Annotated in this window: 14 protein-coding genes; 8 read left to right on the forward strand and 6 right to left on the reverse strand. The window is 60.7% G+C overall.

The features are described 5' to 3' along the window. Window positions 1-65 precede the first annotated feature (65 nt). Complete coding sequence (locus tag QCE49_RS33765; RefSeq protein ID WP_250442089.1) at window positions 66-725, reverse strand: hypothetical protein; 660 nt, start codon at window positions 723-725, stop codon at window positions 66-68. A gap of 154 nt (window positions 726-879) precedes the next feature. Here QCE49_RS33765 and QCE49_RS33770 point away from each other — a divergent pair, with 154 nt between their 5' ends. The 3 genes from QCE49_RS33770 to QCE49_RS34690 all read left to right on the forward strand — a co-directional run bounded on the left by QCE49_RS33770 (window position 880) and on the right by QCE49_RS34690 (window position 3,871). After that, a complete protein-coding gene (locus QCE49_RS33770; protein ID WP_235366135.1) occupies window positions 880-1,755 on the forward strand; it encodes an alpha/beta fold hydrolase in 876 nt (291 codons plus the stop codon). Next, complete coding sequence (locus QCE49_RS33775; RefSeq protein WP_250457628.1) at window positions 1,755-3,446, forward strand: cyclic peptide export ABC transporter; 1,692 nt, start codon at window positions 1,755-1,757, stop codon at window positions 3,444-3,446. Before QCE49_RS33770 ends, QCE49_RS33775 begins: the two co-directional genes overlap by 1 nt. 176 nt (window positions 3,447-3,622) lie before the next feature. Further along, a complete protein-coding gene (locus QCE49_RS34690; protein WP_409017641.1) occupies window positions 3,623-3,871 on the forward strand; it encodes a hypothetical protein in 249 nt (82 codons plus the stop codon). On the opposite strand, the gene QCE49_RS33785 is transcribed toward QCE49_RS34690, so the two are convergent. Further along, window positions 3,762-5,315, reverse strand: coding sequence for a methyl-accepting chemotaxis protein (locus tag QCE49_RS33785; protein ID WP_250457629.1), 1,554 nt, complete (start codon window positions 5,313-5,315; stop codon window positions 3,762-3,764). The genes QCE49_RS34690 and QCE49_RS33785 overlap by 110 nt on opposite strands. A 1,000-nt stretch (window positions 5,316-6,315) precedes the next feature. Here QCE49_RS33785 and QCE49_RS33790 point away from each other — a divergent pair. From QCE49_RS33790 to QCE49_RS33800, 3 genes are all read left to right on the forward strand, one after another. Beyond that, entirely contained in the window at window positions 6,316-7,494 is a 1,179-nt protein-coding gene (locus QCE49_RS33790; protein ID WP_250457630.1) for a porin, read from the forward strand. A gap of 1,118 nt (window positions 7,495-8,612) precedes the next feature. Further along, complete coding sequence (locus QCE49_RS33795; protein WP_250457632.1) at window positions 8,613-9,674, forward strand: lipopolysaccharide biosynthesis protein; 1,062 nt, start codon at window positions 8,613-8,615, stop codon at window positions 9,672-9,674. A gap of 804 nt (window positions 9,675-10,478) precedes the next feature. Beyond that, window positions 10,479-10,733, forward strand: a complete 255-nt coding sequence (locus tag QCE49_RS33800; RefSeq protein ID WP_309780528.1) for a hypothetical protein — start codon at window positions 10,479-10,481, stop codon at window positions 10,731-10,733. 72 nt (window positions 10,734-10,805) lie between these two features. Here the strand turns inward: QCE49_RS33800 and QCE49_RS33805 are convergent, their stop codons facing one another. The 3 genes from QCE49_RS33805 to QCE49_RS33815 are packed head-to-tail and all read right to left on the reverse strand — an operon-like array spanning window position 10,806 to window position 15,252. Next, window positions 10,806-12,740, reverse strand: coding sequence for a bifunctional diguanylate cyclase/phosphodiesterase (locus QCE49_RS33805; RefSeq protein WP_008345467.1), 1,935 nt, complete (start codon window positions 12,738-12,740; stop codon window positions 10,806-10,808). Next, window positions 12,737-13,258: a YfiR family protein gene (locus QCE49_RS33810; protein WP_250457634.1), complete on the reverse strand. Its 522-nt coding sequence runs from the start codon at window positions 13,256-13,258 to the stop codon at window positions 12,737-12,739. The genes QCE49_RS33805 and QCE49_RS33810 overlap by 4 nt, the downstream gene beginning before the upstream one ends. Before the next feature lie 2 nt (window positions 13,259-13,260). After that, the gene (locus tag QCE49_RS33815; protein ID WP_250457637.1) at window positions 13,261-15,252 is read right to left on the reverse strand and encodes a TonB-dependent siderophore receptor; all 1,992 of its coding nucleotides are present in this window, start codon (window positions 15,250-15,252) and stop codon (window positions 13,261-13,263) included. A gap of 344 nt (window positions 15,253-15,596) precedes the next feature. Between QCE49_RS33815 and QCE49_RS33820 the strand changes: the two genes are divergently transcribed. Next, entirely contained in the window at window positions 15,597-17,996 is a 2,400-nt protein-coding gene (locus tag QCE49_RS33820; RefSeq protein ID WP_309806869.1) for an ATP-binding protein, read from the forward strand. A gap of 176 nt (window positions 17,997-18,172) precedes the next feature. Here QCE49_RS33820 and QCE49_RS33825 read toward each other — a convergent pair whose 3' ends face one another. Next, window positions 18,173-19,540 carry an LLM class flavin-dependent oxidoreductase gene (locus tag QCE49_RS33825; protein ID WP_250457639.1) on the reverse strand — a complete coding sequence of 456 codons (1,368 nt, stop codon included), beginning with the start codon at window positions 19,538-19,540 and terminating at the stop codon, window positions 18,173-18,175. A 211-nt stretch (window positions 19,541-19,751) separates the two neighbouring features. Between QCE49_RS33825 and QCE49_RS33830 the strand changes: the two genes are divergently transcribed. Next, on the forward strand, window positions 19,752-20,186 hold the full coding sequence (locus QCE49_RS33830) for an SDR family NAD(P)-dependent oxidoreductase (protein ID WP_051078948.1): 435 nt from the start codon (window positions 19,752-19,754) through the stop codon (window positions 20,184-20,186). Window positions 20,187-20,221 lie beyond the last annotated feature (35 nt).

The raw sequence follows: 20,221 nt of genomic DNA on the forward strand, positions 1-20,221 counted from the left end.
TGCCATCGAACGAAGGAATGGAAGGAGTGAAAAGAGTGCGCCGAGGCCGCCGATATGACGATCGCTCAACCTGCGCGCCGCTGCTTGCGATCGGTATGCTTGCGCACGTTGCTGGCGAGTTCCGAAATGATTTCGGTGGCTGCGCCGATGATCTGACCGAAGTCGAATCCCGCGCGCGTCATCTCCCGATAGAACGATCGTGCAAGCATCTTCGAGAGCTGGCTCGGGTTCTGTACGGATTGCGCGACGATGTCGCCGATCGTCTGATCCGAGGATCGCTTGATCGTTGCCTGAGCGAACGGCGAGGCGACGAGCTTCTCAAGCCGGTCCGCCTCGACGGATCGCGTGACGAACGTGCCGAGAATGCGAAGCAGCTTCAGATCATGTTCATCGAATTGCCGTCCGAGCCGCGGTCCCGATACTTGCACGACGCCTATCGTCTTTCCGTTCAGCGCGAGGACGGCGAACATCTTGTCGCGCGCGTCCGAGTATTCGACGATGGCCGTCTTCTCTCCGATATGCACTTCGCCGAATGCCTCCGTGCGGGCCGCGCACAACTCGACAACGCGATCGTCGACGGGTATCGAAACGACGCATCGCTTCACGCGCATTGCCTCGGCGACCATCGCTGCGAGTGCTTCCGGCGATACGTCGGTCGTCTCGGTGTCCGCAAACTCGACGAGCAGCGAATCCTGCGCTTCATAAACATGTTCGGCGCTTTTCATGAGCACTCCACCGGTAGGTTTGGATGTGCGTCAGGGTATGCGTCGAGAGTTAGTTCGCAGTTAGCCCATGACCGTGATTCGAACCGATCCGCGTCCTCATCCCACGCTAACTTTCGAAAGACACACTAAGCGTCATTCCTGACAGGTGCTCACGATGAAACGTCCCTTATTCATGCAGCGTCGCAGCATCAAGGTTCGCGACGGCCGTTTTGATATTTCCGTCGAAGAGTCCGGAAGTATCGGCACGCCCTGCGTCTTGCTGCACGGCCGCGGCGAGTGCAGCGGCGTATGGCGAACATTGACCGACGCAGCGTCGGCCGAACATCGTTTCGTGTCGATCGATCTGAGGGGCCACGGAGATTCGAGCTGGGACCCGGAGCGCGCTTACGATTCGCCAACCCTCGCGGGCGATGTATTGCAGGTTCTGCTTGCAATGAACATAAGAAAGCCCGTTCTTATCGGTCATTCGCTCGGCGGCAGTGTCGCACTGCAATTGAACGCACTGCTCGGACACCATGTTTCCGGACTGGTCATGGTGGACTTCGGACCGGAATCCGATGCATCGGGTTCACAACGCGTTCGTGCCGACATACGCGAGACGCCGGCTACATTCGACACGGTCGACGGATATGTCTCGTGGTTGCTCGAACGGCGTCCGCTGGCCAACGGCCGTGCGCTTCGCAATCTCGCGCTGCATGCGTTGCGCCGCACGCCGGCCGGAGTGTTCGAGCCGAAGCTGGACCGGCGCGTCGCCGATGAGTCGCCGCAAAAGAGGGAGCCGCAGGCGGAACAACTGTGGCAGATGCTGGCGTCCGTGCGCTGCCCGACGCTCGTCGTGAGAGGCGTCGGGTCAGCGGTGCTAAAGCCGCAGGTTGCGCAACGCATGGCGCATCACGCGCTATGTGAAGGGCAACTCGCCACGATATCCCGCGCCGGCCATGCGGTGATGACCGATAACCCCGACGAATTCAATCGTACGATCGACGCCTTCCTTGCTTCGCTGCCGGATGCCGTGAGCGGAGGTCAGTGATGTTCTCGATCATTCCCGCGCAGCTTCGCCGACAGTCGATGCCGCGACTGGTCATTGCAGTCATCGCCGGGTTCGCCGGGGCGCTGTGCAGCGCGGAGATCGCGCGTCTCATCGGCCAGGTCGCCGCCGGCCAGATCGAAACGCGCGGACTGGTGATCGTTTTCTTCGCGGTGTGCGCGGCGCAATTGCTGTTCAGAACGAGTTCGCAGATCATCGTGCTCGATTTCGGTCAGCAGGTGATCTGCAGTCTTCGAATCGAGCTATGCCGCAAGATCCTGCGCACGCCCTACAAGAAGCTGCAATCGCTCGGGAAGCCGCGCCTGCTCGCCATTCTTACCACGGACATCAACACGTTCGCGCAGGCATCGCAAATGCTGCCGCTCGCGTTCGGCAACGTCGTGCTCATTGTCGTATGCCTCGTGTATATGGCCTGGCTTTCGTGGCAGGCCTTCGCGTGCTTTTTCGTCTTTCTCGTCGTCGGGGGGGCGATCTATCACGGTATCGAACGCTGGCCCTTGCGCGAAATGCAAGCGGTGCGAGATCAGCTCGATGTCATCTTCCGGCACTTTCGTTCCTTGCTTGAAGGCACGCGGGAATTGCAACTCAACGACGCGCGAGCCCGATACTTCACCGAACACGTCGTCCATTCGACCGCACACGCATTCCGCCGATCGTTCACCCGCGCGATGCTCATCTATTCGCTCGTCGCCAACGCCGGTGGCATGCTCTTCTATGTGGCGATCGGCCTGATCCTGCTCGTCGTGCCGCACTGGTTTCCACAATCCCACGGCGTGCTCGTGACGCTCACCCTCCTGCTTCTTTTCCTGATCCATCCGGTCAGCGAAGTCATGACGATCTTGCCGATTCTTCGTCAGGCGTCGATTGCGCTCCAGCGCATCCGCATTCTCGATGCCGAGCTCACGCAGCAAGCGGACGATGACGGTCATGGGTCCGCAGACGATCCCTTCGGGGCCGCAGTCGAAGGCGTGCCGCTGATCCGGTTTTCCGCGGTATCGCATCGCTATCCGGGGCTGACGGAAGATCATCCGTTCACACTCGGACCGATCGATCTGTCGATTCGTCAGGGCGAAGTCGTTTATCTGATCGGCGGAAACGGCAGCGGCAAGACCACGCTCGCGATGCTGCTGCTCGGACTGTACGAGCCCGAGCAAGGGCACGTAGAACTGAACGGTGTAAAAGTCGAGAGAGACAACCTTGCGCATTATCGCGAGCGCTTCTCGGCCGTGTTCGCCGACTTTCATCTGTTCGATGAAGTGCTGTGTGAAGACCAGTCGCAAATCGCGAAGCAGGCGGCACAGTATCTTCACAAGCTCGAACTCGACCACAAGGTCAGCATGAAGGGCAACCGGTTCAGCACGGTCAATCTCTCTTCCGGACAACGCAAGCGCATGGCGCTCATAGCGTCGTATCTGGAAGACCGCCCGATCTATCTCTTCGACGAATGGGCCGCCGACCAGGATCCCGTATTCAGGCGCGTGTTCTATACGCAGCTGATTCCCGAGCTCAAGCGCAAGGGCAAGACGGTCATCGTCATTTCTCACGACGATGCCTATTTCGAATGCGCCGATCGTCTCGTTCAGGTTGCGAACGGGCGCCTCATCGACGTCTCTTCCGAAGCACTGAAAGAAGGCCTCTTCGCGGGACGCAGCGGCTCGGCAGTGGCCGAATAAAGTCGCCGTTCGCTCGAACAAGACGTCCCCACCTACGGCGTTCGACAGCGACGCCGGCAAAGTCAGCGCCGACCAAGCAAACGTTTGGCGCGTAATTCCTTCCGCAAAAACTTAGGGTTGCGCAACCAGTGGAAGGCAAGCGCGCCGCGAAGACGCTGTGCTTCGCCTATCGCCGCATGTACGGCACCGATGTGCGCGTCGCGCGCATCTTCAACACCTACGGTCCGCGCATGGACCCTCAGGACGGACGCGTCGCGTCGCGTCGCGTCGAACTTCATCGTGCAGGCGCTGCGCGGCGATCCAGGACCGCGCGGCTCACTCCACTTGAAACACCGCGACCGCCCGACGCAACGCTTCGGCCTGCTCGGCGAGCGATTGAGCGGCGGCGGACGCCTCTTCGACGAGTGCCGCGTTCTGCTGCGTGACCTCGTCCATCTGCGCGACGGCCACATTCACCTGATCGATGCCCATGCGCTGCTCGCCAGATGCCGCCGCCACTTCGCTCATGATGGCCGTCACGCGATTCACTGACGCGACCAGGCCTTCGATCGTGCCGCCGGCATGCTCGACGAGCGCCGAGCCGTTCGACACGCGCGCGTTCGAAGCATCGATGAGCGTCTTGATCTCCTTGGCGGCCACGGCGCTGCGTTGCGCCAGTGCGCGCACTTCGCCGGCGACGACCGCGAACCCGCGGCCCTGATCGCCTGCCCGCGCGGCCTCGACGGCCGCATTGAGCGCGAGGATGTTGGTCTGAAACGCGATGCCTTCGATCACGCCGATGATGTCGGCCATCTGCGACGAAGCCTGCGCGATGCTGCGCATGGTCGCGACCACGTCGTTGACCGTGTCGCCGCCCTGAGTCGCGTCGCCGCATGCTTTCGTCGCGGCGTGCGTGCCCTCGGCGGCGTTGTCGGCATTCTTCGCGACCGTGCTCGCGAGTTCTTCCATGCTCGCCGCCGTTTCTTCGAGCGATGCCGCCTGAGACTCCGTGCGTTTCGACAGATCGACAGTGCCCTGCGCGATTTCGCTGGCCGCTTCGGCAATCGCCATGCTCGATGATTGAATGCCAACCACGATCGTGTTCAGACGCGCGCGCATCGTCTCGAGCGAGACCATCAGGCTGTCGGGGCTGCGGCCTTCGAGCGGGATCGCATCGCGTAGATTGCCTTGAGCGATGCGTGCCGCAAGCGCCATCGCTTCGCCCGGTTCGCCGCCGAGCGCGCGTGTAAGACCGCGCGTGATGACAAGCGCGGCTACGATGCCGGCAAGCAAGGCTGCTACGCCGAGCGCGAGCATGATCGCTTTGGCGCGGGCGTAGGCGGCGTCGGCGTCGCGGTTGGCGATATCGTTCTGTTCATCCTGGAGCGCGATCATGTCCTTCGTGGTACTCATCCAGTCCCGTTGCACAGGCCGCAACTCGTCGATCAGCACGCGAATTGCCGCCTGTTGCTCGCGCGCTTCGGCAAGCGAGATCGCCTTTTCGACGATCGGCGCGGCGGCGGCTTCGTTCGCGCGAAGCTTCTCGAATACCGCGCGTTCGCTTGCGGAGGTCTGATCGCTTTCCTTGAAGCGCGTGCCGAGTGCGTCGTAAGCCTGCGCGTAGCCTTGCGCCTGCGTACGGATGCGCGCTTTCTCCGTCTCGACCGCGGCCGCATCGGTCAGGAGCGCGATGTTGCGCAGTGCAATCATCCGGTCGCTCACCGACAGGCTCAGCACGTGCGCGAGCTTCGCCTCCGCATTGTTGACTTCGACGACTTCATCGAAGCGCGCCTGGATTTGCGACATGCTCACGAGACCGAAGACGAGCACGGCGAACAACGTTGACAGCACGATGCCGAAGCCCAGACCCAGTTTGGTGACGACCTTCATGGTTGTGATTCTCCGTAGACAGATGCGAGCGGGTTTCCCAGGATGAGAAATCCACTGCTTTCATACTGTTTACGGATAGCATTCGGTTTACTTTACGGTGCTTTCGACGTCTTTTGACGAGTGTGCCGCGCAAAGCAACGGGCTAGCGCATCGCCTTGGTTTTGCCGTCGCTTGTACTTCCTCATTCGGGCAAATCACACCCTCAGGCATCGGGCGTCTCAAGTCTTGCGCTTCCACTGCCGATATGGCGAGATCGCTTTCGCCTCTTTAGCTCCGGACGCCACCGCTGCGCGCGAAGTAGAAACTCGAGAAGATAACTGAATGCGCTACAAAATATGCGATACATGCGGCGCCGAAGCAAGCGCTATGGCCTCTCTATGCAAACGCTGCCAGACACATTTGCCGCCGAATCCGCCTCCGGATGAAGCGACAGGAGAATCTCTGACGTCCTCGTCACAAAGCGTCAGCCGGCAGATGTTGCTCGCGTCGAGCATCGCCATCATCGGCGCGATCGCTGTTGGAGGGGTTCTCGCAACCGCTCCACGCGACGAGAGTCGAACGCAGCACAGAGCCGACGCGACCTCGGTAAGCGGTCGTGTGATTCCGGCTGAGCAGGCCGAACACCCGTCTTCGGAAAGTACATCGAAGTGAAGTCGGACCACGACGACGCAGGCCGACGCCCACCATGTCGTGACGTTACGGAATGACGGTCCCGATCGTACGAAGCTCGTCGGATTGCCCATCTGCGCAGTAGTCAGTCCGTTGGTCACGGGCGTTAGTTAGCTGCGTGCCTGTTGTTCCAGCACGGATGTCCCGACATCTGTGTCTGCGTAGCTTTTGAGTTGGCAGATCTGACCGCGATCGCATAAAGTCAGGTAGAGCACATCGCGCCTTTTCGTATCGATGACTCGCAAGGCTAAGCACCCGTAAGACATCTAGCTCCGTGTAGAAAGCGTTCTCAGAGAATGTATCTCCCGGTCTTGGCTGCTGGAGCAGGCACATGAACAAGATGCTTAAGATAGGTGCGACGACGATCCTCACACTCGGCGGGGCAGCGCATGCGCAAAGCAGCGTCACGCTCTACGGGCTAATCGATGCGGGTTTGACCTATACGAACAGCCAGATCAGCGGGACGGGCGGCGGGCACAGCAACTGGGAAATGACGAGCGGCGCGGTCCAGTACAGCCGCTGGGGTTTGCGCGGGGCCGAGGACCTCGGCGGGGGCGTGAAGGCAATCTTCACACTGGAAAGCGGCTTCAATTTGAATACCGGGCAGTACTCGGCAAACATGCGCCTCTTCAATCGCCTGGCGTATGTCGGCTTGTCGAGCCGCGATTACGGCGCGCTCACGCTGGGCCGCCAGACCGACAGCATGGTCGATTTTGTCGCGCCGCTTTCATTGACGGGTACCGAGTTCGGGGGCACGCACTTTGCGCATCCTCTAGACAACGACAATCTGAACGACTCGTTTCAGATCAACAACGCGGTCAAGTACCTGAGCCCGAACATCGCAGGCTTTCGGTTCGGTGGGCTGTACGGCTTCTCCAATCAGGCGGGCGGATTCGCGAACAATCGTGCGTATAGCTTCGGCATCTCATACGTCGCGGGCGCGTGGAACTTCGGTGCGGGTTATCTCGCGCTCAGCAGTTCTGCGCGCACGCCGGCACAGTTGAATACGAACGGCGCAGTCACCGATACAACCGGCGCGTCCCTGCAAGGCGCGCTGACGCCGACGGGTGTGCCTTTGGGCGTGCTGGCCAGCAGTCAGAAGACCTTCGGCGCCGGCGTGAACTACACCTTCGGTCCGGCTGTGGCCGGCTTCGTGTACTCGCACACCAAGCTCTCCCAATTCTTTCAGACTGGGCTGAGCGGAACTTTCCAGAACTTCGAAGGAAACATTCGGTATGCGCTGACGCCGGCGGTCGAACTTTCGGGCGCGTACACCTATTCGCGCGCAGGCGGAAATGGCGGCGGCGGCGTTCCACATTGGAATCAGGTAAGCGCGATGGCCGATTACCGCTTCTCTCGGCGCACCGATGTCTACATTCAGGGCGCGTGGCAACGGTCGAGCCCGAGCGGCACTTCGCCCTTGGGCGTGGCATGGATTAACGGCGTGACCGCCCCGGCTTCCACGACGAATCAGCTCGAAGCGGCCGTCGGCTTGAAGCATCGCTTCTGACGCCCTCGAAACAGCCTTAAGCGTCAAACCGGACGAAGGACACTATCCAACGACGAATCTATCGATGACGGATGACCGCGCAAAGCGGTCCTCCCGGTCGTGTGCGGCCACCGATCGCCAAGAACGGTGGAAACAACGGCGCACTGTGCGCTAATTGCATCGTCGCGCGCGGAGCCACTAACACATTGCGAGGCCGCATCGTAGCGATCGGAACGGATGAAGAACAGCCGCGCGCCTTTAGGCCCCATCCTTGTCGCCACCGGCACCTGAATAAAGCGGCGTGACGCTCAAAAGAAGAGAGACCACAATGTCGAGCAAGCGACGCATGCGTATCTCCTGCGAATGACAGCGCCGCGTATGGCGCGCGGCTCACCTTCAGTTAAGAAGAGTAGATTCGCAATGCGTCCAATTCAAGAAGCATCGGTCGACGTCAAGAATACAGCGGCGAAAGCTCTATCGCGCCGGACCCAGGAAGTCACGAAAGCCGGCGCCACTTTATTTATTAGGATCGCTTACTTGATACTCGACGGTGGCGCCGCCTTATTTGCAGGCCAGGCCCGGCCGACTAGTCACATTCAGATCTGACGTGTAGTGCTCCGCTTCCCGCGCTGCTTCCGCGACCGTCGGCTGAGTCATTGCCGGGCTGGCGTCGATCCGCGGAATGTGCAATAGATTTCCCGGCGCATACGCAATTATTACCTATTACGCAATTCAAAGCGACTGCGTTTCGGTATCCCGTTCCGAATAACCTTAAAGAACGCACAAAGCTTGCCGTAAAACTGTTTATAAGGCTCATCCATTCGGTAATTTTGGCTAGCCCTTATGCGTCCTCAAAGGTCGACGGGGTAGCAACATCGCGGAGCGACATTGCGGCCGATTTGCGAACCCGGCTCCCTTGCCGTGCAAGTCGTCCTCATTAATCCCCTAACGCTCCGGTCCATACAGCGTAACGAACGAACTGCAGCAACCGGGCGTTTCAGTCCGAAGCCTGCATTCCATCGCGGTCTGACTACCGACTTAGAGAAATAGGCGTCATCAGTCCGCACGCCCACGGCTTCGGAACACATCAATTCGTATTGCTAACTACCATGACAAACCACAGAAAACCTGGCCATTGCTTGCGTGACCGTTTCCGCCTCGTCAATATCTCGGCGGCCGTCGTTGCCGTCGCCACGAGTCTGATGCTCGCGGCATGCGGCGGCGAAGGCGCCGTCGAGGCCGCCACGGCGAAAGCCACCGATATGCCGGAGGCGACCGCAAAGGCGGCCACCACGGCTTCAATCTTTTACGGCATGAACGGTCACATTACCAACGGCGGCGCCTATGACAACACGCCCTACGCGACACAGCTCTCGCAGCTCCAAGACCTTGGCGTGAAGATTTTCCGCAACGACGTGTACAACTTGGCATCCGCCAAAGTGCTCGCTACCGTTGCCAAACAGTTTGCGGCAGGAGGGGTTCAGGTGTATCCGGTGATGCTGCTCGGGCTGGGTTTTGACAGCGAGGAAGCGGCTTACAATGCGGGCTTCGTAATGGGTCAGCAAACGGCACAGACTTATAAGTACACGTACTACGAAGTCGCCAACGAATTGGATTCTGCCGCGCTGGCCGGAAACTACGACGGCAACATCTGGTGGCAATACAGCAATCGGCCGTTCACGATCGCGCGCGGCGTGATCCGCGGCATGATCGCGGGTGTGAAGTCGGTCGACAGTTCCGCGAAGATTATCGTCGATGGCACATGGAAGCACATTGCGTTTTTTCAGATGCTTCTCGACGGCTCACAGCCCGACGGAACACACGGTCACCCGACCGTCAGCTGGGACATCACCGCATGGCACTGGTACTCCGACCAGGGCGACATGACGAATGCGTGCGGGGGCACGGGGTGTCACGACATTCTCGGTATCATCAGTTCCTTTGGCAGGCCCGTCTGGATCAACGAGTTCGGCGTGCGTCCGGAATATGGCGCGAATGACACGATCGCTTCTTACCTGACCGGTAACCTGATGATGCAGCAGTACTACACCCAGGCGTCGAAGTACAACATCCAGTCGATTCAAGGTTTCGAGTTGTACGACTCCCAGGAAGGCAACTACGGCATGCTGCAAAGCGATGGCAAGACGAAGAAGGCCTCGTACATGGCAGTCAAGAATTTCATTGCGAGCCACCCGAAGTAATAAGCGGCAGGGCGGTCGCCAGCTGAAATTCGCCGCGTCGGGGCTTTCGATGACGCGGTCATCGAAAAACCCGGCGAACAAGGGAATCGCTCACTTCGAAAGATATTCGATTCCCTCGGATCCTCCACCGACTATTAACGGCTCGAGTTGGCCAGCTAAGACCGTCTAGCACAACCTCTCGATCTTTCGCCAAGGCAACCATCGGTCCAGCGCTTACGAACCGGCGACAACAACCTCGGCGACATCCCACTGTCGCGGCGTCTGCGGTCTCAACAACATTCTCCGAGTGGGCAAGGACGTCTGGCGCACAAGTGCCCCTCAGCCCCCTTTGCGGTATCACCGATTCCACTCAAGAACTGCCGATGCGACCGGAAGAATTTCGCAGACTCGTGCAAGCGCGCTCACCACGGGCTTAGCGCCGCAGCGGTCCACGCGCCGTTTCCATCACTTCCGGACCGTCGGGCCTCGGCTCGGCGAGCAGGAATCGCCTATGCCGCGAAATACTGGTTTTCCCGTATTAACTCGTCTCGTCAAATTGCCGTTATCCGCTGCAAGCAACAGGTCATAACGGCACGCAAGAGCGCCAACGTTTGCGTGACCAGGCGTTTCGAGCAGCCGTACATGGCGCTTTGATGCGTCGCATAGCCCGAATTGGGATTGCAGAAGCCGGTCCGAATCGATGCGCCGGACTTGGCAAAAAGATGACTGATTCGATGAGAAAAGTACCGCTTTCCGATGCAGACGCTACCTCGGTAGTACGTTCGGGGACGCGGTTTCAGTTCATGCACATGGCAGGAGGCTGGGGTGATCCTCGAAAATGAAATTCGGCAACTTGAACGGTCCGTCAACACCCTGATATGCCGACCCACATTGATCCGCCGTGAATACTGGGCTGCTCAGACGGAAAAGCTTCTGGTGTTTCCGGGACTGTCCGCCCGCGATCGCTGTCGCTTGATCGCGTTACTGGATCTTCTTGGAATTTCAACCCGCGAAGAAGTCGCTCCGTTAGGCCCGCCCACGATGGTCTTCAGTATGTCCGGAGAGCCGACTGCGACGTGATTGATCCGCTTGCACCCTCTTCCGGTCTCTCAACGAAACGACAAGACGGACAATTCTCCTGAGCTGCCCGTGTTATGCCGATTGCGGGTGTTCATCATTGGCGATAATCCCGGACGTACCTGTCTGTTGCGCCAATGCATGCTCTCGTAGAAGGGCACGAAATCTGTCGATCGACATGGGCGTGCCGGTGAAATAACCCTGGACGACGTCGCATCCCGCTTCCATCAGCCACGCGAGCTGTTTCGCGTCTTCCACCCCCTCGGCAACCGCGTCAAGCCCGAAGCTATGAGCCATCGACAGGATCGCCGTCACGATGGGCTGTCCATGTTCTGGAAGCCTTTCGATGAATGAACGGTCGATCTTGATCGTATTGACAGGGAAGGCATGCAGATACGAGAGCGACGAATACCCTGTGCCGAAGTCATCGATGGATAACAGCACACCCGCAGTGCGCAGACGATTCATCACGTCGAGCGCCGTCTCGCGGTTGGCAATGAGGTGGCTCTCGGTAAGCTCGAGCTCGAGCAGCCCGGGTGCGAGGCCGCTCGCCGCGAGCGCCGCGAGGACGTCGTCGACAAAGGCCGGATGCCGCAACTGCCGCGCCGACACGTTCACCGCAACGCGAACGCTCACGTTCTGATGGTCGGCGCACCACGTCGCCGCTGCAACGCACGCGCGCTGCAGCACCGAACGCCCGAGCCGCACGATCAGATCGCTGTTCTCTGCGATCGGAATGAACTCTGCCGGCGATACGACGCCTTCGTCCCTATGCGTCCACCGCGTCAGCGCTTCTGCACCGACGAGCGAACCGTTGCGGCAGTCGAACTGCGGTTGATAGACGAGATCGAGCGCACCGCCGTCGACGGCCTTGCGCAATTCCGCTTCGAGATACGCACGGCGATGCGCTGCATTCATCAGTTCACGAGAGAATCCCACGACCATGTTCTTGCCGCGCGTTTTCGCTTCGTATAACGCGATGTCCGCGCTGGCGACAAGGCTTCCGCTGTCGTGCCCGGCCTCCGGAAAGCTCGCATAGCCGATGCTCGCCGTCACGCTGATCTCGTCGCCGTCGATTATCGCGGGCTGGCAGAGTGCGTGTCCGACTTCATTCGCGACTTCCTCAACCGCGCTCCGTTTCCAGGAGCACTCTACCGTTACGGCGAATTCGTCGCCGCCCATCCGGCTCACGATCCCACGACCGCGCACGGCACTCGTCAGCACGCGCGCCACATGCTGCAGCAGTTCGTCGCCGGCCCCGTGACCGAGCGTGTCGTTCACCGTCTTGAAGTCATCGAGATCGATCAGCACGAGACCAAGATGGCGATGCGGGTCCTTTGCCGCCCCGAGCCGCGCCTCCAGCGTTTCATAGAACGTACGCCGGTTCGACAGGCTCGTGAGCGGGTCCGTGCGCGCCAGGTGCTCCAACTCGCGTTCCGCTTCCGTCACTCGTCGCCGCATCCGGCGCATGACGAGTGTCGAAACCCAGAGCGCACCCAGACACGCGACGCCGAGAAAGCACGCATATTGCAGGAGTTGTCGACGCACCAGGTCGCTCGTTGCTACGAGCACCACATGTCCCAGCTTGTGGCCTTTATGCTCGATCGTCGCGCGCACGTAGACGTCACCGAGCGAGAGTGTCGTGCGATGCTCCGTCGACGCGAGCGTACCCTCGTCGATGTGCTCCGCGCTAATTCCTGCGCGCGCGTAGCGAGTGAAGATCCGGTTGTCGTCGCGATATACGCTGACACTCTCGACGTAGGGAACGCGGCGCAGCGATCGCAAGACGTCTGTCATCGACGCTTCGTCATCGAACATCAACGATGCGCTGACGTTCTCTGCGATGACGGACGCTTGCAGCGACGCATCGTCATAGAGAGCGCTGCGGAATGCCACCGCCTGGTACACGAGAAGCACGATACTCGCGACCACCAGCGCAATGCCGACGCTCACGAGATTCGCGTGCACCGTCAGACGCTCGGCGCTCCGACTGCTGCTCCGCATGGTCATTTGAGTCTCCTTGCAAGCCGCAGCAGTTTCGAGCTAAGAACCAGCTTTCGGCGTAAGGCCTCGGTGTTGCTGATGTCGAAGCGCAAATGTTCGTCCTCCGCGATCAGCTTGATGACCGCCTCACCAGGTGCGGTCGCGCCGGCGCCAGCGATGACGAGCACTGCATCGTCCGACCGCAACGCCTCGCGCATCTCCGCGCTCGTGCTGTCGCCGTCGTCCAGGGCAAGCACGTCGCATTCGCCGGCTCCCTTGCCGCCCACGGTCATAAAACGCCACACGCGCGCACCCACCAGCCGCCCATTGAGTCCAGCCAGCGCGTCGCGCAGCGAACTACGCTCGCTCGCACAGACGCGCAATTCGGCGCCGCGAGCGCGCTCAGCGGGCCATTGCGTGAATTGCGTGAAGTTGAAGATGTAGGCGCTCTCGAGCTTTGGCAGATCTACCTGCGCGTGCGCACACCATGCCGCGAGCGAACCGGCCGTGCACAAACAGAGCGCTATGCCTCGACGGATCCACATCTTCAGAACCCGTAGACCATTTTCGCCAGCAGCGTGCGGCTCTGCTGCACGATGACGTTCTGAGCGAAGCCGGGGCCGGCCGGATCCGCATATCGGCGGTCGAAGACGTTATAAACCGACAGCGACACATCTGCCGGCGCAATAAGTTTCCGGCTGTGGAGCGACACGTTGACGACGCAGTAGCCCCCCGCCGAACCCGCTTGTGCGAGCCGGGACGACAGACACTGCGCTTCCGAACCTGCGCGCGCCGACATGGCAAACAGCGGGACGCTCACGTTGACCTTGGCCATGTGGCGCGGCGAGTTTTGAAGCGCGCCGCCCGACACGGAATCGCGCGAGAACTGATAGGCGTAACTGGCCCGCGCGCGCACGCCCGAGGCAAACTGCTGCTGCCATGAGAGTTCCGCGCCGCGTGCCTGCGCGCGATCGACGTTGCGAAACACATAGAGACCCGAATCCGGGTCGATGGACTCGGTGATAAGGTCCCGAAGCGAGTAACGGAACAATGAGAGGGTCACGCGTCCCGTGCCGCCCAATGCACGCTCGTAGACGAACTCCTGCGTGCCGATACGTTCCGACTTCAACCAGGGATTCGCAAGCTGCCCGCCTTCGCCGGGAATTGCGTAATACATCTCGTAGGCATTCGGCGCGCGATATGCGGTGCCGTAGACGAGCTTGAACGTATCGCTTGCGGTCGGCCGCCAGATCAACGCGATACGGGGACTGAAATTGCCGCCGATGCGCGTCTCGCTATCGAAGCGGCCGCCGATGTCGAGCGTCAGCGGCTCGGCGAGTTTGATTTCGTCATCGACATACACGCCGACGCGCTGACTGACGCGATGGTCGTCGAGCAGGCGCTCATACGGCCCAACGTTGTAGTTCCACTGGTCGCGTGCCGTGTTTATCGTGTAATCGACGCCGGCCACGATGCGATTGCGCGGCACCGTGCGCACGGTCGCATGCACATCGCCGCCGTACCACACGGCATGATCGCCATCGACGTTGCTGATGCCCGGCGCGGGCGAGACGAGCTGACGGCTCGTGTAGTCGTAACGCCCCGAATAAAGCTCATAGTCGATCGCAATGTCGTTGCGCAAATGATGCGTGTACGTGGCATCCACGAAGGAATGCGTGTCCGTTACGCTGAAGGGTGCGTTGAAGATAGCGTCGTAAGGCGCGCCAGGAACGTCCTTCGTGCGGTTGCCGTAGCCCGCGCTGATGCGCAAGCCGCCGATGCCGAACTTCGCGAACAACTTCTGGTTGCGCTCGCCATCGAGTCCGCTTGCTACGCCGTTGTTGTTGTCCGGCGTATCGAACTCGGGAAAAAAGAGGTCTTGGCCGTGGCGCTCGTAGGCCGTCGCGGACAGCACGAGGTCCGCGCCGTGCGCGCCATGCCAACCATACGTCGCTCGGGCTTGCTTCTCACCGAAGCTGCCGACAGCGCCGGCGAGTTGAACGCCACCGATCTCGCTGCCCTTCTTTGTGATTACGTTGATGGTGCCAAGCAACGCATTGGAACCATACACGGCCGAGCCGGGGCCGGGTATGTATTCGATACGCTCGACGAGTTCCATGTCGATCGGAAAGTCGGAGCCGACGGGCGCCTGATCATAGACTCCGTCGTTCAAACGCATTCCGTCGACGAGCAGCAGGAAGCGGCTGTTGTAATCACCCGGGCGCTGGAAACCGCGCGCGCCGAGATACGAATACATGCGATCGGAGGTGATATACAGTCCGGGCAGGGTTGCAAGCGCATCGGCCAGCGTGCGCCAGCCGTAGTCGCGTATGTCACGGGCGGTCAGAACGATGACGGCGGCAGGCGCGCTCGCCGCGGACTGTGCGACCCGCGTCGCACCACTCACGGTCATGCTCATCAGCGACTCGAGCGGCATCGAAGCCAGGTCTTCGTTCTCCAGTTGGAGCGATGCGCGCGCGAGCGACGGAGCGGTAGCCGCACACGCGGGCGTCACGCACGCGCCGACGAACGCGGCCATGAACAGTCCGGCGACAAAGTGCAGCGGTGCATCAGCGGAACAAAGACTTGGCGGCTGGGTGAAGATCGACATCTGTACGGCATGTTCTAATGAATTCGAGGGTTCTTTTCTTATCGGCATCCGCACCCGGCCGCTTGAGTCGGACTCCATGCGTCGGCGCGCTTCAGCGGCCGTGTGTCGGTAATATTTTCGCGGCACCCCGCACCGCGCTGTGTGCCGGCGTGAGCGCACGCCAGCGCCGTCGTCTGATCGCTTACCCTGAAGCATGGCGGCACGGATGTTGCGCAACTGCCTTCTCCATCCTCCGGAGAATTCAAGGCGTCTCCTGCCGCGCCTCCGTCCCCATGGCCTCCCCTGAGATCTTCGCAGAAATTTTCGACACGGCGCCCGTCGGGAGCTACTTGCTCTCCCCCACACGGGACGCAATCATCCTTGCGGTCAACGATGCGTTCCTCAAGGCCTCGACGCTTCGCAGAGAAGAGATGGTCGGACGGAGCCTTTTCGATGTGTTCCCGCACAATGAAGCTGATCCGGAAGACACAGGAGTCGAAGCGCTGCGCCAATCGATTGCTCGTGCAATCGAGACGGGTGAACCTCAGACATTGCCGCTACAGCGATTCCCGCTCTGGGTGACCACCGACGACGGGAAGACACGTTACGAGGAACGCTTTTGGAGTGCTGTCAACACGCCGATTTTCAATTCAGAGGGCACGCTGCTCTGCGTCTCCCATACCACGACCGATGTCACGAATGCGCATTTGACCCGGCAAGCGCTCGCCGCAAGCGAACAGAGATTCCGAAGCCTCTTTGATGCGATCAACCAGGCGTTCTGCGTCATCGAGCTATCGTTCGATGAGGGCGCGGAGCCAATGGACTACAAGTTCGTCATGGTGAATCCCGCATTCCAGGCGCACACGGGCTTGGTGGACGTCGTGGGAAAGAACGTTTCCAAAGTGATTCCCGGCCACGACCGCCACTTCTTCGATATCTATGGCGCGGTCGCCAGGAATGGCCTCCCGATTCACGCACAGAGGGAGGCGTCGCAGCTAGGACGCTGGTTCGACATCTATGCATTCCGCCCTGACGCTGCAACGCCTCATCAGGTGGGAGTCCTCTTTTCTGACATTACCGAGCAGCGAGAAGATGAGCAACGTCTGGTCGCCAGCGAGCGGAACGCAAGAAGCGCCGCGCGCGAAGCACTGGACGCTACCCGCCGCCTGGACGCAGTATTGGAAGCCGCGCCGATCGGCATTGTCGTCAGCGACAAAGGCGGTGCGATCGAACGAGTGAATCGATCGTTTGCTCAGTTTTGGGGCGAGAATCATCCGCGCCCACAAAACATCGAAGACTTCGAGATGTGGAAAGGACGCTGGGCCGATCGTTCAGACAGACACGGTCATCCACTCACCGCCCATGAGTGGACTACGGCGCGCGTTTTAAACGGTGAAGCCGCCGCCAGGGATATCGTCTCCATCGAAAGCTTCGATGACCCGCCCAATCGACGGACATTACTGAGCACGGGGGCCCCCATCAGGGACGATCATGGCGCCATCGTCGGCGCCGTTGTCCCACAGTTGGACATCACCGATCGCGTCAACGCCGAAGAGGAGTTGCGTCTCGCCGATAGACGGAAGGACGAATTCCTCGCCATGTTGTCACATGAACTCCGCAATCCGCTCTCGCCTATCGCAAGCGCGGCAGAACTGATGAGGGTCGCACCTAACGATGCGCGACGGGTCAGCAAGTCGTGCGAAATCATCTCGCGACAAGTAAAACACATGACGGGACTCATCGATGACCTTCTCGATGTGTCACGGGTAACGCAGGGACTGATCAACCTCAACGTCGAGGTGCTCGACGCAAATCGGGTTGCGGCTGACGCAATCGAGCAGGTCAGACCGATCATCGAGAGGAAAAGGCATCGTCTTTCGCTGCGTACGTCGTCGACGGCGGCGCTGGTACGGGCAGACGAGAAGCGGCTGACCCAAGTCTTCGTCAATCTGCTCAATAATGCAGCCAAGTACACGCCGGAAGCAGGCGTTATCGACTTCACCGTGAGCTTGAACGACGACTGTGTCAAAGCCGTCGTAGCTGACAACGGCATCGGGATGACGCCGGAAATTGCCGCGCGCGCCTTCGACTTGTTCGCGCAAGGCGAACGCAGTTCCGATCGCTCTCAAGGTGGACTGGGGATAGGACTCGCACTCGTCAAGAGTCTGGTCCAACTCCATGGAGGTACCGTCACCGCGTACAGCGCAGGTCCCGGCGAAGGCAGCACGTTTGTTGTATGCATGAAGCAGGCTGAAACCTCGAATGTCCAACGAAATGACAAGACGGACAATTCTCTCGAGTTGCCTGTGTTATCCCGATTGCGGGTGTTGATCGTTGACGATAACCCGGACGCGTCGGAGACGCTTGCCATGCTGATGCAAACCTTGGGAAATGAAGTACGTGTCGCGGCAAACGGCAATGGAGCCCTGAAGGAAGTCGAACAGTGGAATCCCGACGTATGCCTTCTCGACATCGGCCTGCCCGACATGGACGGATATCAGTTGGCGTCCAAACTCAGGTGCCGCCCGGAGACCGCGCGCAAAGTTCTCATCGCAGTAACTGGATACGGCTTGCAACAGGACAAAGAGAAGGCGATCGCCGCCGGGTTCGATCATCACTTTGTCAAGCCCTTGGACGTGCGGAGACTTTTTTCCCTGCTTGGCGATGTCGCTTCGCGCGCGGATCGCGAATAGAACACCATCGCCCGACAGGCGAATTGCGTTGACAGGCAGGCGTCTGCCGACCCGTAATGGCGGATCTGGCGAAGTTGGTAGATCAAGTCCTGCGCTCCTCCCGATAACGCAGTGCGGAGTTCGGTACTCGGCCCATGCTGTCTATGAAATCGGCACCGCATCGCGGGCGGCGCTTCTCAGCCCGCGCGATAACGCGCGCCGGGATGCGTGTCACGCAGATGCGGCCCGCGTCCCGCGAACAGCTTCTCGCGCAGGGTGCCGTCCGCATACGCCGTGCGGTATCGGCCACGGTTCTGCAACTCCGGCACGACCAGATCGACGAACGCATGCAGGCTCTCCGGCATGACCGTGCGACGCAGATTGAAGCCATCGACGCCGGTTTCATCGGCCCACGCGACGAGTTGATCCGCCACTTCTGCGGGATCGCCGACAATGAACGGCCCGCGCCCGCCGATCTGATCGAAGCGCGTCATGTCGCGCGGCGTGATCGGCCGCCCGGCGCGCTTCGTCAGGTTTTCGACGGTCGATTGCAGCGCATTGCTTTTGACATAGCGGATCGGTTTGTCGAGATCCATCGCCGCGAAGTCGATGCCGGTCCATCCCGACACGAGCACGAGCTGGCCGAGCGTGTCGACATATTCCGCGTATTCGGCGTGGAGTGCCCGAGCTTCCCTGGACGTGCGCGCCACCACGACGGTCGCGCCGAGATAAAGCAGCACGTCGTCAGGCGCGCGGCCGGCATCGACCGCATGCTTGCGGATGTCACGCGCCGCCGCCGCGACGATGGCAGGCGTCTGGCCTTCGAGGAACACGCATTCGGCATGCTTGCCGGCGAACGCCTTGCCGCGTCCCGATGCGCCGGCTTGATACAACACCGGCGTGCGTTGCGGCGACGGCTCCACGAGATTGAAGCCATCGACGCGAAAGTACGGCCCTTCGTGCAACACGCGGCGGATCTTCGACGGGTCCGTGTAAGGCTTGCCCGCGCGCCTGTCATGCACGACCGCGCCCTCCGTCCAGCTTCCTTCCCATAACTTGTAGACGGCTTCGAGGAAGTCCTCCCCCGCCGCATAGCGCTCGTCGTGCTCGCGCGCCTTCTCCAGTCCCATGCCCCGCGCCGCGCTCTCCAGATATCCGGTGACGACGTTCCAGCCAGCGCGCCCGCCCGTCAGATGATCCAGCGTCGAGAAACGCCGCGCGAACTGATACGGATGCTCGTACGTCAAATTGGCGGTCACGCCGAAGCCCAGGTGCTTCGTCGCATGCGCCATCGCGGGCACCGTCAGCAGCGGATCGTGCGATGGCGATTGCGCGGCGGAGAACAGCGTCGCGTCGACGCCGCCGCCGTAGACATCGTAGATGCCGAAGACATCGGCCAGAAAAACGCCGTCGAACAGGCCGCGTTCGGCAGTCTGCGCAAGTTCGATCCAGTAGCCGAGCGTGTTGTGTTCGAGAGAACGGTCGCGCGGATGCCGCCAGAATCCGGCCCACGAATGCGCGGGCGCGTTCATGTGGAACGCGTTGAAATGCAGATGTCTGTTCATGGTACGCGCGCTTTCTCGCGGCCGGCATTTCGGAGCGATACACACTAGGAGAGAGGCCGCGTCGCGCCAACCAAGTTAATCAGCTAAGCAAATTGACCGGTCGCTGGCAAGCCCATTACGCCCATCGTGCAGAGCTTTCGCGAAATGATCCGTTCGTCCTGACGACACGAGGAATCAACATGGAGAGCTTCCATCCCATGTGCATCCGTCCATGTCCAGTCACGATCAGTTCAATGACCGGGTTTTCTGGGTCACAGGCGCATTCGGCGCGCTCGGCGCGGCCGTCGTGCGAAGACTCGCTTGCGCAGGCGCGCATGTGGTCGCGTCCTCGCGCAACATCGATAATCATTTCCCCGGTTCGAGCGTCAACGCCGCGCTGGACCTGCTCGTGCAAGGTCTCGGACGCAAGTACGGGCCGCATGGCGTGCGCGTCAACGCGGTCGCGCCCGGTCCGATCGAATCGCCGCGCTTCGCGTCGATGACGACCGGCCAGGTCGATGCCGAACCCACGCGTCTCACCGCGCTCGACGGCCCCGGCACGCCCGACGACGTCGCGGCCGCGGTCACGTATCTGCTCTCCGACGATGCCCGCTTCGTCACCGGGACGCGTCTCTATGTGGATGGCGGCGGCCCGCCGTACGCCTGATTTCTCGATTCCGCTTCCTACTTTCAAGGACTTCT

Origin of the sequence: Caballeronia sp. LZ008 (genome assembly GCF_031451435.1) — a bacterium.
In the GTDB taxonomy this organism is placed as follows: Bacteria; Pseudomonadota; Gammaproteobacteria; order Burkholderiales; family Burkholderiaceae; genus Caballeronia; species Caballeronia zhejiangensis.

Bases quoted from the DNA above. Each gene is read 5' to 3' on its own strand.
- QCE49_RS33765 (WP_250442089.1), bottom strand. From the start codon at position 725: ATGAAAAGCGCCGAACATGTTTATGAAGCGCAGGATTCGCTGCTCGTC.
- QCE49_RS33790 (WP_250457630.1), top strand. From the start codon at position 6,316: ATGAACAAGATGCTTAAGATAGGTGCGACGACGATCCTCACACTCGGC.
- QCE49_RS33820 (WP_309806869.1), top strand. From the start codon at position 15,597: ATGGCCTCCCCTGAGATCTTCGCAGAAATTTTCGACACGGCGCCCGTC.
- QCE49_RS33810 (WP_250457634.1), bottom strand. From the start codon at position 13,258: ATGTGGATCCGTCGAGGCATAGCGCTCTGTTTGTGCACGGCCGGTTCG.
- QCE49_RS33830 (WP_051078948.1), top strand. From the start codon at position 19,752: ATGTCCAGTCACGATCAGTTCAATGACCGGGTTTTCTGGGTCACAGGC.
- QCE49_RS33775 (WP_250457628.1), top strand. From the start codon at position 1,755: ATGTTCTCGATCATTCCCGCGCAGCTTCGCCGACAGTCGATGCCGCGA.
- QCE49_RS33785 (WP_250457629.1), bottom strand. From the start codon at position 5,315: ATGAAGGTCGTCACCAAACTGGGTCTGGGCTTCGGCATCGTGCTGTCA.
- QCE49_RS33770 (WP_235366135.1), top strand. From the start codon at position 880: ATGAAACGTCCCTTATTCATGCAGCGTCGCAGCATCAAGGTTCGCGAC.
- QCE49_RS34690 (WP_409017641.1), top strand. From the start codon at position 3,623: ATGTACGGCACCGATGTGCGCGTCGCGCGCATCTTCAACACCTACGGT.
- QCE49_RS33805 (WP_008345467.1), bottom strand. From the start codon at position 12,740: ATGACCATGCGGAGCAGCAGTCGGAGCGCCGAGCGTCTGACGGTGCAC.
- QCE49_RS33825 (WP_250457639.1), bottom strand. From the start codon at position 19,540: ATGAACAGACATCTGCATTTCAACGCGTTCCACATGAACGCGCCCGCG.
- QCE49_RS33815 (WP_250457637.1), bottom strand. From the start codon at position 15,252: ATGGCCGCGTTCGTCGGCGCGTGCGTGACGCCCGCGTGTGCGGCTACC.